Annotated in this window: 13 protein-coding genes; 4 read left to right on the forward strand and 9 right to left on the reverse strand. The window is 60.3% G+C overall.

The genetic code is table 11. The features are described 5' to 3' along the window. Positions 1-103: 103 nt before the first annotated feature. A complete protein-coding gene (locus tag AB4O35_RS27540) occupies positions 104-1,036 on the forward strand; it encodes an IS110 family transposase (RefSeq protein ID WP_065945948.1) in 933 nt (310 codons plus the stop codon). 134 nt (positions 1,037-1,170) lie between these two features. Here the strand turns inward: AB4O35_RS27540 and AB4O35_RS27545 are convergent, their stop codons facing one another. The 3 genes from AB4O35_RS27545 to rluC are packed head-to-tail and all read right to left on the reverse strand — an operon-like array spanning position 1,171 to position 3,784. After that, complete coding sequence (locus AB4O35_RS27545; protein WP_065946017.1) at positions 1,171-2,154, reverse strand: S49 family peptidase; 984 nt, start codon at positions 2,152-2,154, stop codon at positions 1,171-1,173. A 21-nt stretch (positions 2,155-2,175) separates the two neighbouring features. Then, the gene (locus AB4O35_RS27550) at positions 2,176-2,838 is read right to left on the reverse strand and encodes an HAD-IA family hydrolase (protein WP_065946018.1); all 663 of its coding nucleotides are present in this window, start codon (positions 2,836-2,838) and stop codon (positions 2,176-2,178) included. Further along, positions 2,825-3,784: a 23S rRNA pseudouridine(955/2504/2580) synthase RluC gene (gene rluC / locus AB4O35_RS27555; protein WP_065890058.1), complete on the reverse strand. Its 960-nt coding sequence runs from the start codon at positions 3,782-3,784 to the stop codon at positions 2,825-2,827. Before rluC ends, AB4O35_RS27550 begins: the two co-directional genes overlap by 14 nt. A gap of 757 nt (positions 3,785-4,541) precedes the next feature. Here rluC and rne point away from each other — a divergent pair. Then, positions 4,542-7,694, forward strand: a complete 3,153-nt coding sequence (gene rne, locus AB4O35_RS27560) for a ribonuclease E (protein WP_175403032.1) — start codon at positions 4,542-4,544, stop codon at positions 7,692-7,694. Positions 7,695-7,881: 187 nt separating this feature from the next. Here the strand turns inward: rne and AB4O35_RS27565 are convergent, their stop codons facing one another. The 3 genes from AB4O35_RS27565 to AB4O35_RS27575 all read right to left on the reverse strand — a co-directional run bounded on the left by AB4O35_RS27565 (position 7,882) and on the right by AB4O35_RS27575 (position 10,927). Beyond that, a complete protein-coding gene (locus AB4O35_RS27565; protein ID WP_065873974.1) occupies positions 7,882-8,472 on the reverse strand; it encodes a nucleotidyltransferase family protein in 591 nt (196 codons plus the stop codon). Further along, positions 8,469-9,455 (reverse strand): XdhC family protein, encoded by a 987-nt coding sequence (locus AB4O35_RS27570; RefSeq protein WP_065946019.1) that lies wholly within the window; start codon positions 9,453-9,455, stop codon positions 8,469-8,471. Before AB4O35_RS27570 ends, AB4O35_RS27565 begins: the two co-directional genes overlap by 4 nt. A 140-nt stretch (positions 9,456-9,595) precedes the next feature. Further along, positions 9,596-10,927: a dicarboxylate/amino acid:cation symporter gene (locus AB4O35_RS27575; protein ID WP_065873976.1), complete on the reverse strand. Its 1,332-nt coding sequence runs from the start codon at positions 10,925-10,927 to the stop codon at positions 9,596-9,598. A gap of 339 nt (positions 10,928-11,266) precedes the next feature. On the opposite strand from AB4O35_RS27575, the gene AB4O35_RS27580 reads away from it, so the two are divergent. Beyond that, entirely contained in the window at positions 11,267-12,265 is a 999-nt protein-coding gene (locus tag AB4O35_RS27580) for an AraC family transcriptional regulator (RefSeq protein WP_065873977.1), read from the forward strand. Between the two features lie 138 nt (positions 12,266-12,403). Here the strand turns inward: AB4O35_RS27580 and AB4O35_RS27585 are convergent, their stop codons facing one another. Genes AB4O35_RS27585 through AB4O35_RS27595 form a run of 3 tightly spaced genes read right to left on the reverse strand, consistent with a single transcriptional unit; the run spans position 12,404 to position 14,751 of the window. Further along, positions 12,404-13,750: an ATP-binding protein gene (locus tag AB4O35_RS27585; RefSeq protein ID WP_065873978.1), complete on the reverse strand. Its 1,347-nt coding sequence runs from the start codon at positions 13,748-13,750 to the stop codon at positions 12,404-12,406. Next, positions 13,747-14,424 (reverse strand): response regulator, encoded by a 678-nt coding sequence (locus AB4O35_RS27590; protein WP_049711914.1) that lies wholly within the window; start codon positions 14,422-14,424, stop codon positions 13,747-13,749. The genes AB4O35_RS27585 and AB4O35_RS27590 overlap by 4 nt, the downstream gene beginning before the upstream one ends. 18 nt (positions 14,425-14,442) lie before the next feature. Then, positions 14,443-14,751, reverse strand: a complete 309-nt coding sequence (locus AB4O35_RS27595; RefSeq protein WP_065873979.1) for a hypothetical protein — start codon at positions 14,749-14,751, stop codon at positions 14,443-14,445. A gap of 136 nt (positions 14,752-14,887) precedes the next feature. Here AB4O35_RS27595 and AB4O35_RS27600 point away from each other — a divergent pair, with 136 nt between their 5' ends. Continuing rightward, positions 14,888-15,604: a 4'-phosphopantetheinyl transferase family protein gene (locus AB4O35_RS27600; RefSeq protein ID WP_065873980.1), complete on the forward strand. Its 717-nt coding sequence runs from the start codon at positions 14,888-14,890 to the stop codon at positions 15,602-15,604. Positions 15,605-15,685: the final 81 nt, after the last annotated feature.

Consider the following 15,685-nt stretch of genomic DNA (forward strand, 5'->3'; position numbering starts at 1 on the left):
ACTCTGGTCATTGAGCCCGAACAGTTGAACGAGCCCACCTCGAACAGTTACAAGCGTGGGCCAAGCCAGAGCGCTCTCACCTTGAGTGTAAGAGGATTTGGCTATGTTTTCCTATCCAGCAGGTATTGATGTCTCCAGCGGTAGCCTCGAGATTCGGGTTGATCAACTGGATGTAGCGATGAGTTGTTCCAATTCGCAGAGTGATTTTCCTGGGTTAATTGGATGGCTAACCCTGCATCGCGTGGGTCGAGTGTTGCTGGAGGCCACTGGCGGTTACGAGCGCAAAGTCATGAAAGCGCTTCAAGCTGCGGGCTTTGAAGTCATACGGATCAACCCTGGCCGAGCCAAAAGCTTTGCCCGGGCTATGGGGCAACAAGCCAAAACCGATCCGATAGATGCACGCCTTCTTGCGCAGTTCGCAGCGGTCATCAAATCGCCCGATAGCCGGGTTACCAGCGCCGAGCAGGATGATTTGCGCGCCCTAGTCCAACAGCGAGAGCACTTTGTTCAGCAAAGAGATGACGACAAACGGCGGCTTAAAACGGCCTCCTCTGACGTGGTCAAGCCTGCGCTGCAGAGTCATATCGACTATTTGCAAAAAGTGCTGAAGGAGCTGGAAAGCCTGATCCGCCAAAGTACAGAACGTCTGGATCGTAAAAAAGTAGCTCTTCTGTGCTCAGTCAAAGGCATAGGACTTGTTACAGCGGCCAGCTTGATGTCCTATCTTCCGGAGCTAGGCGAGGTGGGTAGACATCAGATTGCAGCATTGAGCGGCACTGCGCCCTACAACGACGATAGCGGCAAGCACAAAGGCAAGCGTCATATCAGCGGCGGCAGGTTCGCCGCGAGGCGTTCACTGTATATGGCCTGTTGGTCAGTGATCCGGTTTCAGCCTGAGTTTGCCGCGCGATATAAGGCGCTGCGCGAGAAAGGAAAATGCGCCAAAGTGGCACTCATCGCGTGTATGCGTGTTTTGCTGGTACGCCTAAACGCAATGATCCGTGATGGATCTGAATGGAAAGAGCACGCCGCCTAAAATCCTGCGGTAGCTATTTCCTAAAGCAGTTACACGGAGTACAGCCGTGGGAGCGTTGCCGCCTCTGGAAAAAATGGCTTGATGAAAACCATCAAGACAGTTGCTCCCACATTTGAATCTATACATCTCTTGGATCAGCGCAGGGTCGGGCCCTGGAAGCCCATGTACAACGCCAGCTTCTCCGCCACGCTGGCGCCCAGCTTCTTGGAGAACCGATCAAACGGCGATTCCTCAACCGTAAAATCCACCAGCTCCTTCTCGCCAATCACATCCCGCGCAACCAGACTGGCGCTGCCCAGGCCGTCGATCAAACCCAGCGGCAACGCCTGCTCGCCCGACCACACCAACCCGGAGAACAACTCCGGGTGATCCTTGTCCTTCAGACGGTCGCCGCGCCCCTGCTTCACGCTGGCAATGAACTGGCGATGGGTGGTGTCGAGCACGCCCTGCCAGAACGCGGTTTCATCAGCTTTTTGTGGCTGGAACGGGTCGAGGAACGACTTGTGCTCGCCCGAGGTGTAGGTGCGGCGCTCCACACCCAGCTTCTCCATGGTGCCGACAAAGCCATAACCGGCCGCTGTCACACCAATGGAACCCACCAGGCTGGCCTTGTCGGCGTAGATCTGGTCGGCGGCACTGGCGATGTAATAGGCACCCGAAGCGCCCAGGTCGGAAATCACTGCGTACAGCTTGATATCCGGGTGCAGGCCACGCAGACGGCGAATTTCGTCATACACATAACCCGACTGCACCGGACTGCCGCCGGGGCTGTTGATGCGCAGGATCACGCCTTTGACCTTGGGGTCTTCGAACGCAGCACGCAGGCTGCTGACGATATTGTCGGCGCTGGCCGGCTCCTTGTCGGCAATGACTCCGCGCACTTCGATCAGGGCGGTGTAGCTGGCGCCACGGGTCGCGCTTTTTTCCATGTCCATCAGTGGGCTGAACAATGCCAGCATGGCAATAAGCCAGACAAAGGTCAGCAGCTTGAAGAAAATCCCCCAGCGCCGCGCACGACGTTGCTCCTGAACGCTGGCCAGAAGGGTTTTCTCCAGCAGCTTCCAGCTCTTGTCATCACCGTTTTCAGCCTTTTCGGGCGCTTTCCATTCGTCACTCATGCCATTAACCCCAGCAAAGACTTATCGGGCCCGGTTTAGCCAGGCCTGCAATTCGGAAAAATGATCAATCGTCAGTCGCGGCTCATAGTGCTGCAAGGCCTCGGCAGCCTGGGCGCCGTAGCTGACCGCCACGCTGTCCATGCCGGCATTGCGCGCCATCATCAGATCGAAGGAGGCATCCCCCACCATCAAAGCCTGACGTGGCGACACGCCGCAATGCGCCAGGATCTGCTCCAGCATCAGAGGATGAGGTTTACTGGCGGTTTCATCGGCAGCACGGGTGATGTCGAAATAATCATCCCAACCGTGGGCCTTGAGCACTCGATCCAGCCCGCGGCGCGACTTGCCGGTGGCGACCGCCAAGTGGTAACCCTCGGCGCGAAAGGCCTGCAGAGACTGCGCCACGCCATCAAACAGCGGCGAAGGCTCAGCCTCCAGCGCAGTGTAGTGATCGGCGTAGTGCTCGCGAAACGCGACCAGCTCGACCTCGCTGATCTCGGGGTACAAGGTGCGGATCGCCTCAGGCAAGCCCAAGCCGATAATGCCCTTGACCGCAAAGTCGCTGCGCAGCTCGAAGCCCGAGCGCGTTGACGCCATGTGCATCGATTCAACGATCCGGCCAATGGAATTGGCCAGGGTGCCGTCCCAATCAAATATCAGCAGTTTGTAATCACGGTGCGACACTCAAACGCTCCACGGTCTTGGCCCACATCTCATCGACCGGCGCTTGCAGCTTCAATTCGCCACCATCCGGCAGCGGCACTGTGAGCATGTAGGCGTGCAGGAACAGGCGCTTGCCGCCCAGGTCGCGGATTTCCTTGGAGAAGTCCTCGTCGCCGTATTTGGTGTCACCCGCAATGCAGTGGCCAGCATGCAGCGTGTGCACACGAATCTGGTGGGTGCGACCGGTCACCGGTTTGGCCTCGACCATAGTGGCAAAGTCGCCGAAACGGCGCAGTACCTTGAACAACGTCAGGGCTTCTTTGCCCTCCTCGTCGACTTCCACCATGCGCTCGCCGGAACGCAGGTTGCTCTTCTGCAACGGCGCACGAACGCTCTTGATGGAACTGGCCCAGTTGCCGCGCACCAGCGCCATGTAGCGTTTGTCCACGCCATCGCCACGCAGCGCGGTGTGCAGGTGGCGCAACATGCTGCGTTTCTTGGCGATCATCAGCAGGCCGGAGGTGTCTCGGTCCAGGCGATGGACCAGCTCCAACTCCTTGGCGTCCGGACGCAACTGACGAAAGGCTTCGATCACGCCAAACGTCAGGCCGCTGCCGCCGTGAACCGCAATGCCGCAGGGCTTGTTGATCACGATCAGCTTGTTGTCTTCAAAGACAATCGACGCCTCGAGGCGCTGCAACAGACCCTGCGCCAATGGCACGGGCTCATCACGCTCGGGCACGCGAACCGGCGGCACACGGACGATATCGCCCGCCTGCAACTTGTACTCGGGCTTGATCCGACCCTTGTTCACCCGCACTTCACCTTTACGCAAGATGCGGTAAATCAAGGTCTTGGGCACGCCTTTGAGCCTGGCCAGGAGAAAATTGTCGATGCGTTGGCCGGCATATTCCGGCGAGACCTCAAGCAGCTGGACGCTGGGGGTCTGGGGGGCGGTATTCGTCATGGCGGCGATGATAACAATTTTTATGGAATTGAAGCACTTAATCATTGCTGCTATAGTCGCGAACGCCGCCAAAAGCGGCCTGGACAGAGGACTAGCGGCAAACTGCCGGCCCTGACCATCGCAATTCATCAGGACGCGAGGCCGTCCTACGGGGTGTTCGCCACCTTGGAAGGCTCAAGATTGTAACGAGCGCAGGTGACATGAGGCCTGAAGCGAGTGCGATGCGCAGAGTGAATACTCGCGTTTTGCGCCGATATTTACGGCCAGTTCACAAAGTGCAGTCAGTTCTGAGCCAGACCATGGTGAATGCTTCGGAAACAACGCCTGTTAAGAGCTGAGTGAGAGCGCAGTCGCCCACATTCAGTCTTGTTTAGCCATGAGCGTGGACTCCCCATTGGAGAACACGGTAAATGCCAACCCGCTGCGGATTCTGCGCGCGGCAGCACCCGAATTATCAGGGATACGTGTAGGGTGGAGATGCACAACCGTCGGACCGTGTAGCACTAGGCTTATATTTAGACGCTTCATCTCGTCCACAGTCGTCGGTTGATTCCTCCTCCTGACCTTAGCTTTTGTTGAAGTGGTGCCTTTGTCACCACCGCTAACAAGCAGGACGCGTCCGTCGCGATACGGCCCAATTGGCCTGTTATTGCTGGACACTGGAGTGGCCAACCACTCTTGACGCACCTGACACCGACCGTGAGAAGTCGTGTGTGCCGAACGCCGTTTCCGGCAGCCCGGAAACCGACGGTACAACATGAAAAGAATGCTGATTAACGCAACTCAACCCGAAGAGTTGCGTGTTGCACTGGTAGATGGCCAACGCCTCTACGACCTGGACATCGAATCCGGTGCACGCGAGCAAAAGAAGGCCAACATCTATAAAGGCCGGATTACTCGCATCGAACCAAGCCTTGAGGCTGCCTTTGTCGATTTCGGCTCCGAGCGCCACGGCTTCCTGCCCCTCAAAGAAATCTCCCGCGAATACTTCAAGAAAGCCCCTGAAGGCCGCGTGAACATCAAGGACGTCCTGAGCGAAGGCCAGGAAGTCATCGTCCAGGTCGAAAAAGAAGAACGTGGCAACAAGGGCGCCGCCCTGACCACCTTCATCAGCCTGGCCGGTCGTTACCTGGTGCTGATGCCGAACAACCCACGTGCCGGCGGCATTTCCCGTCGCATCGAAGGCGAAGAGCGCAACGAACTGCGTGAAGCGCTGAACGGCCTGATCGCACCCGCCGACATGGGCCTGATCGTTCGCACTGCCGGCCTGGGCCGCAGCAGCGAAGAAATGCAGTGGGACCTCGACTACCTGCTGCAATTGTGGACCGCCATCAAAGAAGCGTCCCTGGATCGTTCCGCGCCGTTCCTGATCTATCAGGAAAGCAACGTGATCATCCGCGCCATCCGTGATTACCTGCGCCAGGACATCGGCGAAGTGCTGATCGACAGCGTTGAAGCCCAGGACGAAGCCCTGACCTTCATCCGCCAGGTGATGCCGCAGTACGCCAGCAAGATCAAGCTCTACGAAGACAGCGTTCCGCTGTTCAACCGTTTCCAGATCGAAAGCCAGATCGAGACCGCCTTCCAGCGCGTGGTCGAACTGCCTTCCGGCGGCTCCATTGTGATCGACCCGACCGAAGCCCTGGTGTCCATCGACATCAACTCGGCGCGTGCGACCAAAGGCAGCGACATCGAAGAAACCGCGCTGCAGACCAACCTGGAAGCGGCAGAAGAAATCGCCCGCCAACTGCGCCTGCGTGATATCGGCGGCCTGATCGTGATCGACTTCATCGACATGACCCCAGCCAAGAACCAGCGCGCCGTGGAAGAGAAAGTCCGCGAATGCCTGGAAGCTGACCGTGCCCGCGTGCAAGTCGGCCGCATCTCGCGCTTCGGCCTGCTGGAAATGTCTCGTCAGCGCCTGCGTCCATCCCTGGGCGAAAGCAGCGGCATCGTCTGCCCGCGTTGCAACGGCACCGGTATCATCCGTGACGTTGAATCGCTGTCCCTGGCGATCCTGCGCCTGATCGAAGAAGAAGCCCTGAAAGACCGCACCGCCGAAGTCCGCGCACAAGTGCCGATTCCGGTTGCAGCTTTCCTGCTCAACGAAAAACGCAACTCGATCACCAAGATCGAACTGCGCACCCGTGCCCGTATCGTCATCCTGCCGAACGATCACCTCGAAACGCCGCACTTCGAAGTGCAGCGCCTGCGTGATGACAGCCCGGAAGCCCACAGCGGCCAGTCCAGCTATGAAATCGCCGCTGCCGCTGCCGAAGTGGAAGAAGTCCAGCCAGCCGCTGCGACCCGTACCCTGGTTCGCCAGGAAGCTGCGGTCAAGACGGCCCCTGCCCGTGCCAACGCACCGGTACCCGTTGAAGCAGCAGCGCCTGTTGCCGCTCCGGCCGTTATGCCTGAGCCAAGCCTGTTCAAAGGCCTGGTGAAATCGCTGGTCAGCCTGTTCGCCACCAAAGAAGAGCCAGCCGCTCCGGTTGTGGTTGAAAAACCGGCTTCCGAGCGTCCTGCACGCAACGAAGAGCGTCGCAACGGTCGCCAACAAAGCCGTAACCGCAACGGTCGCCGTGACGAAGAGCGCAAGCCGCGCGAAGAACGTGCGCCGCGTGAAGAACGCGCCCCACGTGAAGAGCGCGCACCTCGCGAAGCCCGTGAAGAAACCCCAGTGGTAGAACGCGCACCGCGTGAAGAGCGCGCGCCACGTGCCCCACGTGCCCCGCGTGAAGATCGCAAGCCTCGTGGCGAGCGTGAAGAGCGTGTGCGTGAATTGCGCGAGCCACTGGACGCTGCGCCAGCCGTTGCCGGTGCCGCTGTCGTTGCAGAAGAACGCCCGGCTCGCCAACCGCGCGAAGAGCGTGCGCCACGTGAAGAACGCCAACCGCGCGCTCCGCGTGAAGAGCGTCAACCACGCGCCGAGCAAGCGGCTGCCGCCAGCGAAGAAGAGGAAGTGCTGACCAGCGAAGAGCAACTGCAGGAAGACGGTCAGGAAGGCGCCGAAGGCGATCGTCCACGCCGCCGCTCCCGCGGCCAGCGTCGTCGCAGCAACCGTCGTGAGCGTCAACGTGACGCCAACGGCAACGTGATCGAAGGCTCGGAAGAAGCCGGCGAAAACGCAGAAGCCGCTACCAGCGAGCCAACTGGCGAAGAACTGGCTGCCGGCCTGGCCGTTACGGCTGCCGTTGCCAGCTCGGTTATCAGCGCACCTGCTGAAGCCCAGGCCCACGAGCAGGCTGAACGCGCCACCGCCGCCATCGAAGAAACCGCCGCTGTGGAAGCACCTGTTGCCGAGACCCCAGTGGTTGAAGCGCCGGTTGTTGAAGCGCCTGCTGCTGAAGCGCCAGTCGTAGAGGCACCAGTTGTCGAAGCGACCACCCCAATCGAAGCGCCGGTTGTACCGGAAGTGGAAGTGGCGCAGGCGCCTGAAGCTCAGCCAGAAGTTGAAGTGGCCGCTGTTGAGCCCGCACCTGTGGTTGAACCTCAGCCAGTGGTCGAAGCGTTTGTTGAAGCACCGGTTGTCGAAGCAGCGCCGGAAGTACGCGAAGTTCGTGAGGAACAGACCGCCTTCCAATGGACTGCCGAGCCTGCCGCTCCGGTTGAAGCGCCAGCCCCTGCCCCCGTGGTAGAAGAAGCGCCAGCACCGGTTGCTGAAGTCGTGGTTGCCGAGCCTGCCCCAGTGGTTGAGCCCGCTCCGGTCGTTGAACCTGCGCCAGTCGTTGAAGCGCCGGTGGTTGCCGAAGTGGCCGCTCCAGTGGTTGAAGCCGCACCGGCCAGCGCGCTGACCGAAAACGGCCGTGCACCGAACGACCCACGTGAAGTGCGTCGTCGTCGCAAGGAAGCTGAAGCAGCCGCCGCTGCTGCACGGGAAGCAGAGCACGAGCCTAAACCCCTCGTCTGATTCCAGCAGCGACTAAAAAAGCCCCGCCTGAGTGATCAGGCGGGGCTTTTTTAATGGCGACGAAAACACTGATTCATCGATTTGAAATGCAAGCAAAGGTGGGAGCTGGCTTGCCTGCGATAGCGGTGTATCAGTCACAGGTGTTTTGGCTGACAGACCGCTATCGCAGGCAAGCCAGCTCCCACACTTAGACCGGGGTGAAATTCAGGGACTGCGGCAAATCGACATCCCATAACACGCCGGGGTCATTCAGCTGCACTTCCCTCACCACCGCCTGCGCAAACAACGGTTTGGCCCCACGGTCACCGGTCAATGCCATCAACCCCGGCCCAGATGCCCGGTCAAACGCCACAGGATGCCCATACTGCCCATCCTGCAGCGGCACGCTGATGCCACCCGCCTCCAACCCATCGATTACTTGCTCAATGCTCGATGACTGAATAAACGGCATGTCCCCCAGCAGCACCAGCCAGCCGTCCGCCGGACCGCTGGCCACCACCGCCGCGGCAAGACTGTCGCCCATCCCCGCCGAGCGTAGCAGCAGGACGTCGCAGCCATACGCCTCAGCCAAACGGATCACCTGCGTTCGCTCCGGCGAGGTCACCAGCCAGCGCTTTACAACGCGCTTCGGTAAATTCACCAGCACCTGCTCGATCACTGGCCGAGTCACGCCATCCAGGCCGACGCAATCAGCCAACAGCTTATCCTGGTCAGCCCCCGCCTCGGCACGAAAGCGACTGCCCTGCCCCGCCGCGAGCACAATCGCCGTCAGCGTCACTCAGCTACCACCGGCAGCGGCTTTTTCTGCATGGGCGCCACACCGTTCTTGATCGCAACAATTTCCGCCATTAACGACAGCGCGATTTCCGCCGGCGTATGGCTGCCGATGTGCAACCCGATCGGCCCGTGCAGGCGCGCAATCGCTTGCGCCGACAACCCCAGCGCCGCGAGGTTCTCCCGGCGTTTCTGAGTGTTGACCCTCGAACCCAGGGCGCCGATGTAGAACGCCGAGGAATTCAGTGCCGTAAGCAGTGCCATATCATCCAGGCGCGGATCATGGGTGAGGCAGACGATGGCCGTGCGCTCATCGGTCTGGATATTCAGCACCGCTTCATCGGGCATGCCCGGTACGAAGCGGCCGTGCTGTTCTTCCCAGCCGTAGACGAACTCGTCGCGCGGGTCGCAGATCAGCACTTCGAAATCCAGCAACCGCGCCATTTCCGCTACATAACGCGACAACTGCCCGGCGCCGATCAACAGCAAACGCCAGCGCGGGCCATAGATAGCCCGCAGGCGTTCGCCGTCGAAGGTCACCCCATCGGTCTTGCTCGCGCTGCTCAAGGTGACGTTACCGGTGGTCAAGTCCAGCTCACGTGCGACGATCTGATGATCTTCACAACGCGCCAGCAGTTCCGACACCCATTCCCACGCGTCCACGCGCTCTTCAGTCAGGCGCAAGGTGCCACCACATGGCAGGCCAAAACGCGCCGCCTCGTCGCGGGTGACGCCGTAGGTCACCAACTGCACCGGCGGCCCGTCTTCAGGCAGTCGGCCATCCTTCAGGCGTGCAATCAAGTCATCCTCGATGCAGCCGCCAGACACCGAGCCGATCACCACGCCATCGCCGCGCAGCGCCAGCATGGCGCCCGGCGGGCGCGGCGCGCTGCCCCAGGTCTGGACCACGCTGTACAACACCACTCGCTGCCCGGCGCGACGCCATTCCAGCACGCTGCGCAGGACATTCAGATCCACACTGTCCACAAAACCTCCTGCAAGCGTAAAAAACCATTCACTTACTGTAAAACAAAAGCCACCAAAGTGACGCGCCAGAAACGCAAACGCCCCGAACCAGTCGGGGCGTTTGTGCGTTGCGGTCGGCGTTAGTTCACGCCATCAGCAGTTTACTTGACGACAGGTGCAGGGCCTTCGGCCACGCCCAGGTCATCCAGCTCGCGCGTTTCCGAGATACCGGTACCGCCGGACGCCAGCTCGCTTTGCAGCTTGTCGGTGTCCAGTTCCTTGACCCACTTGGCCACAACGATGGTTGCAACAGCGTTACCCACCAGGTTGGTCAGCGCGCGGGCTTCGGACATGAAGCGGTCGATACCCAGGATCAGCGCCAGGCCTGCAACAGGCAGGTGGCCTACAGCCGACAGGGTCGCAGCCAGGACGATAAAGCCCGAACCAGTCACGCCAGCAGCGCCTTTGGAAGACAGCAGCAGCACCAGCAACAGGGTGATCTGGTGGGTGATGTCCATGTGGGTGTCAGTCGCCTGGGCGATGAACACGGCAGCCATGGTCAGGTAGATCGACGTACCGTCGAGGTTGAACGAGTAGCCCGTCGGGATCACCAGGCCGACTACGGATTTCTTCGCGCCCAGACGCTCCATCTTGATCAGCATGCGTGGCAGTGCGGATTCGGAAGACGAAGTACCCAGTACGATCAGCAACTCTTCACGGATGTAGCGGATCAGTTTGATCACGCTGAAGCCGTGAGCGCGGCAGATGCCACCCAGCACCACCAGCACGAACAGCAGGCAGGTGATGTAGAAGCAGATCATCAACTGACCCAGTTGCACCAGGGAACCTACGCCGTAGGCACCGATGGTGAACGCCATGGCGCCCAGGGCACCGATTGGCGCGAGCTTCATGATCATGTTGATGATGTTGAACATCACGTGGGCGAAGCGATCGATGAAGTCCAGCACTGGCTTGCCGTAGGCACCCAGGCGATGCAGGGCGAAACCGAAGATCACCGAGAACATCAGCACTTGCAGGATGTCGCCGTTGGCGAAGGCGCCGACGATGGTGTTCGGGATGACGTTGAGGATAAAGCCAACGATGCTCTGGTCTTTACCGGCAGTGACGTAGGCCGCGACTTTGGAAGCGTCCAGGGTCGCTACGTCGATGTGCATGCCGGCGCCCGGTTGCACAACGTTGACCACGATCAGGCCGATCAGCAGAGCGACGGTAGAAACGATTTCGAAGTACAGCAGCGCGTAGCCGCCGGTTTTGCCCACCGATTTCATGCTTTGCATGCCAGCGATGCCGCTGACAACGGTGCAGAAGATGATCGGGGCGATGACCATTTTGATCAGTTTGATGAACCCGTCACCCAGTGGCTTGAGGGCCACGCCGGTCTGCGGGTAGAAGTGACCGAGCAAAATACCGATAACGATTGCGACGATCACCTGGAAGTACAGGGATTTGTAGATTGGCTGACGAGTCGTCATTGCAAAGTTCCTCAATCGTCCCGTGTGGCAAATATCCGCCATTGCCCACGACACTTGAATTGCGAACCCTCCTGCACTGGAGGGATTTGTTGTTTGCGAGCCCTGTAGAAACAAGCCTGCGCTGTAGTCCTTATCGCAAACGCCGTGCCACTTCTCTTAAAATCCGCAAAGGCCTTTAGGCATCAGGGCTTGGGACTTCCTGGCATCCTCCCAAGCGCATAAGCAAGTGGCGGATTTCCGCCCCCTCACCCAATCCCGTCCTACAATTTGGCGGATATCCGCCTTGTGACCCTCTCCAGCGCTGGCTACCATCCGCGACTCCATGGACGAGGCCTTCGCATGCGTGAACGTACCATCGCCAGTCATTTCGCCCGCGCTGCTCTCGGCGGGGCGCGTCGGGACGGTTACGACTATTCGGGGCTGCTGGACCAGGTGGGCATCACGCCGGAGCTGCTCACCGAACCCCGCGCCCGTATCGCGCCGGAGCAATTCGCCCGGTTGCTGCAAATGCTCTGGCTGGCGCTTGACGATGAATATCTTGGGTTCGCCGACGGCCCAAGCAAACGCGGCACCTTCGCGATGATGTGCCACGCGCTGATCCACTGCCGCACCTTGGAGAAAGCCCTGGAACGCGGCTTATTATTTTATAGCCTATTCCCACAAGGCCCGCGCTGGCAGCTGACACGTGAAGGCGAAATGGCCCGCTTGAGTCTGGACGACTCGCAGTTGTGGGACCCGGATCACTTCCTCAGCGAATGCCTGCTGGTGATCTGGCATCGCCTGGGCAGCTGGCTGATCGGCCAACGGATTCGGCTGCACCAGGCCACCTTCAGTTATCCGACGCCGGCTCACGCCGGCGAATATGACCTGCTGTTTCCCTGTGCCCAGGTATTCGGTGCGCCGAACAGTAGCCTCGTGTTTCCCGCGCGCTACCTGAACCTGCCGCTGCTGCAGGATGAGCGCACACTCAAGCACTTTTTGGAGCGCTCACCCGCCGACTTGCTCTCTCGGCCAGATGAAGGCGATAGCTTGAGCAGTCAGCTACGCCGCTTGCTCAGCCGCGACCGCACGCCCTGGCCGGACTTGGAAGCCGTCGCCCAGCACCTGCACATCAGCCCGCAGACCCTGCGCAGACATTTACGCGAAGAAGGCACCAGTTTTCAGGCTCTCAAGGATGAGCTGCGGCGGGACATCGCCATTTATCATTTGGGCCGAGCGGATTTGTCATTGCAGGAGATTGCCGAGCAGTTGGGGTTTTCCGAGCCGTCGGCGTTTCATCGGGCGTTCAAGAAGTGGACGGGGCTGACGCCAGGGGCGTATCGCGCGCAAGAGAGTTAGAGCTGTGTTGCTTGTGCGGGCCTCATCGCGGGCAAGCCCGGCTCCCACAGTGGATTGGGTTAACACATAGTGATTTGTGAACCCAATCCACTGTGGGAACTGGCTTGCCTGCGATGAGGCCAGTGGAGTCAATAGAGATCACAAGGCCGGAAAATGAATCTTGAATGCCGCGCCACCCAACGGTGAATCCCCCAGGGTCAAGCGTGCGCCGTAGCTTTCAATAATATCCTTGACCACCGCCAACCCAATCCCCTGCCCGGGATGCTGGCGATCCAGCCGTTCACCCCGTTGCAAAATCCGCGCACGCTGGTCCGCCGGCACACCCGGCCCGTCATCCTCAATGCACAGCTCACTGCCCTCCAGGCTTTCCACCAGGCTGATGCGCACTTCGCTCAAACACAGGCGGTAAGCGTTTTCCAGCAGGTTGCCGAGCAATTCCAGCAAGGCGCCTTTCTCGATGGGCACGTCGCATTCATCCGGCAGTTCAAAGGAGACGGTGACGCGTTTGTCGCGGTAGACCTTGTCCAGTGTGTCGCACAGGCTTTGCAGCACCGGCGCCAGGCGTACCTGGTGGCGCACCAGGCCGCTTTTGCGCAGGCTGGCGCGTTGCAACTGGTAACTGATCTGCTGGCTCATGCGCTCAATCTGTGACTGCAAAACCCAGGCCTGGTCGCGATCTTCCGGGCGCTGGGCCATGTCTTCGCTCACGCCCTGCAACACCGCCAGCGGGGTTTTCAGGCTGTGGGCCAAATCGTCAAGGGAGTCGCGGTAGCGCGCACGTTGCTCACGTTCGCTGTGCAGCAAACGGTTGAGGGAGCCGGTGAGGCGCAGCAATTCGCGGGGGTGTTGTTCACTAAGGCTTTCTCGGGTGCCGCCTTCGATCTGGTCGAGTTCCTGGCTAAGCCGCCGCAAGGCTTGCAAGCCCCAGGTCAGGCCCAGCCAGAGCAAGGTCAGCAACACCAGCAACGCCGCACCAAAGCCCAGGTAGAGGTTTTCGCGCAGGCCTTCGAGGGTCAGTTGGTATTCACGCACCGGTTGCAGGGCGACGATACTAAACGCCGCGCTCTTGCCGCCCAGCAGCCTGACCTCGACGTCATACACAAAGAATTCTTGACCATTGGCCTCACGAATTCGCGCAAATTCATTACCGCGCCCGTCGTAGCGCGGTTTGTAGTTGATGTTCTCTTCCTTGGTCGCCCGCGAACGCCACACCAGGTGGCCCTCGCGGTCGTAGATATAGCCGAGCAGGCGGCTGTCGGTGAGGTTGAAACGTTCGTCCGGCAACTGCGCCGGCATCTGCAGGCGGTTATTGTCGACCCGCGCGGCGGAAATCAGGGTGGTGACGTCCGACGCCAAGCGCTGCTCGATGGAGTCCTGCAACGCCAGGCTGAACGCCCCCTGCATGGCCGGCAACAAACCCAGCATAAACAGCACGGCCAGAGTGGCGGCCGCCAGCATCAAGCGCACGCGTAACGAGCGAATCAACGGCAGCGCTCATTGAAGAGGTAGCCCAGGCCACGCACGGTGTCGATCGGCTTGAACCCGGCCGGGCCTTCCAGCTTACGGCGTAGGCGACCGACCAGCACTTCGATGACATTGGGATCACGCTCGTCGTCATCGGGGTAAAGCTGCTCCATCAAACGGTCCTTGGCGACCACTTGCTGGTGGTGGCGCATCAGGTATTCGAGAATCCGGTATTCGTAGGCGGTCAGTGCCAGGGGCTGTTCGTCGAGGGACGCTTGCTTGCGGTTAAGGTCCAGCAGCAACGGCCCGGCCACGATGGTCGACTGGGTGAAACCACTGGAGCGACGCAGCAACGCGTTCATCCGCGCTTCCAGCTCTTCAAACTGGAACGGCTTGACCAAGTAGTCGTCGGCGCCGGCAGCCAACCCTTCGACCTTGTCCTGCCAGTTGCCGCGAGCCGTGAGGATCAGGATCGGGAAGGTCTTGGCCTGGGTACGCAGTTGGCGGATCAGGTCCAGCCCACCCAGGCCGGGCAGGCCCAGGTCGATGATGGCCAGGTCATGGTTGAATTGGCCCGTCTGGTAGAGGGCCTCTTCGGCATTGGCCACGGCCTCGACCACGTGGCCGCTGTCGGTCAGGCGGGTAAACAGGTGATGGCGCAGCAGCGCCTCATCTTCCACCACCAGCAATTTCATAAGGCTCTCCAAGGCAAATCAACTGTCCGACAGAGGGATATCATAGCGGCCCTGCAGGTCTTGCGGGCGCAGTTTAATACCATTGAACTGACCGGTCAGGTGTTCATAGCCAGCGCGGTACGCCGGCTGCGGGGTGACAAGGCCAAGGGATTGGCCCCAGGGCGTAGGTTGGCTGCCAGCGTCTTCGAGGCTGACACGCTGAATCAAGGTGCTGGTTTTTCGGGTCTTTTCTTTGCCGAATGCGGCAAAGGCACCATCAGCGGCCTGGACCCCAGCGGTGGCACTGAGCATGGTTAACGCCAACATCAGCTTTTTGATCGCACTCATGGTGCTTACCTCCACGCATTTTGGCTGTTAGGCCAGACTACGCAGGCGCCCCTGAACTCCCCCTGAACAGGCTCTGAACCGCACCTGAACCGCAGCGGGCTATCCTGTTGCCCATCAACTCGGCAAAATACCGCCCATGAATTCCCTACCCGCTTGCTGCACTCCACTCGACGCCCATTGGCCGCTGCCCGATCCCTTGCCGGGCACGGTGTTTCTCAGCACCCGGTTTGACCCTGCCTTATTAGCGCCAGGCGACTTCCAGCGCAGTGCCGTGCCGCCCCCCGCGAGCATCCAGCGTTCAGTGGCCAAGCGTCAGGCCGAGTTCCTGGCCGGCCGGCTGTGCGCCCGCGCTGCACTGCAACAGCTCGATCACCTCGATTGCGTGCCAGCCATCGGTGAAGACCGTGCACCGGTGTGGCCCGCGCACATCAGTGGCTCCATCACCCACAGCACCGGGCACGCCGCTGCGATTGTCGCGCACACGGCGCAATGGCGTGGGCTTGGGATGGACCTGGAGAATGTGCTGACGCTGGAGCGGGCTGAACGGCTGGCCGGGGAAATCCTGACGGCCGATGAAATGCGGCGTATGGCCGCCCTCCCGCGAGAGCAGATCGCTTTGCTGGTGACGCTGACGTTTTCGGCCAAGGAAAGCCTGTTCAAGGCGCTCTATCCGATTGTGCAGAAACGTTTTTATTTTGAGCATGCGGAGTTGCTGGAGTGGTCCGAGTCGGGCCAGCTGCGGCTACGGTTGCTGACGGATCTTTCCAGTGAGTGGTGCCATGGCAAGGAGCTGGTGGGGCAGTTTGCGGTGAGTGATGGACAACTGTTGAGTCTGGTAGCCATCCGCGCTTGATAGATCGCTATCGCAGGCAAGCCAGCTCCCACATTTGGAGTGCATTCCAAAGCTGGAACTCGATCGAATGTGGGAGTTGGC

It is taken from the genome of Pseudomonas sp. H1_A03, from assembly GCF_054685145.1.

Coding starts and splice junctions, on each gene's coding strand:
- AB4O35_RS27540 (WP_065945948.1), top strand. CDS start 104: ATGTTTTCCTATCCAGCAGGTATTGATGTCTCCAGCGGTAGCCTCGAG.
- AB4O35_RS27545 (WP_065946017.1), bottom strand. CDS start 2,154: ATGAGTGACGAATGGAAAGCGCCCGAAAAGGCTGAAAACGGTGATGAC.
- rluC (WP_065890058.1), bottom strand. CDS start 3,784: ATGACGAATACCGCCCCCCAGACCCCCAGCGTCCAGCTGCTTGAGGTC.
- rne (WP_175403032.1), top strand. CDS start 4,542: ATGAAAAGAATGCTGATTAACGCAACTCAACCCGAAGAGTTGCGTGTT.
- AB4O35_RS27575 (WP_065873976.1), bottom strand. CDS start 10,927: ATGACGACTCGTCAGCCAATCTACAAATCCCTGTACTTCCAGGTGATC.
- AB4O35_RS27580 (WP_065873977.1), top strand. CDS start 11,267: ATGCGTGAACGTACCATCGCCAGTCATTTCGCCCGCGCTGCTCTCGGC.
- AB4O35_RS27590 (WP_049711914.1), bottom strand. CDS start 14,424: ATGAAATTGCTGGTGGTGGAAGATGAGGCGCTGCTGCGCCATCACCTG.
- AB4O35_RS27595 (WP_065873979.1), bottom strand. CDS start 14,751: ATGAGTGCGATCAAAAAGCTGATGTTGGCGTTAACCATGCTCAGTGCC.
- AB4O35_RS27600 (WP_065873980.1), top strand. CDS start 14,888: ATGAATTCCCTACCCGCTTGCTGCACTCCACTCGACGCCCATTGGCCG.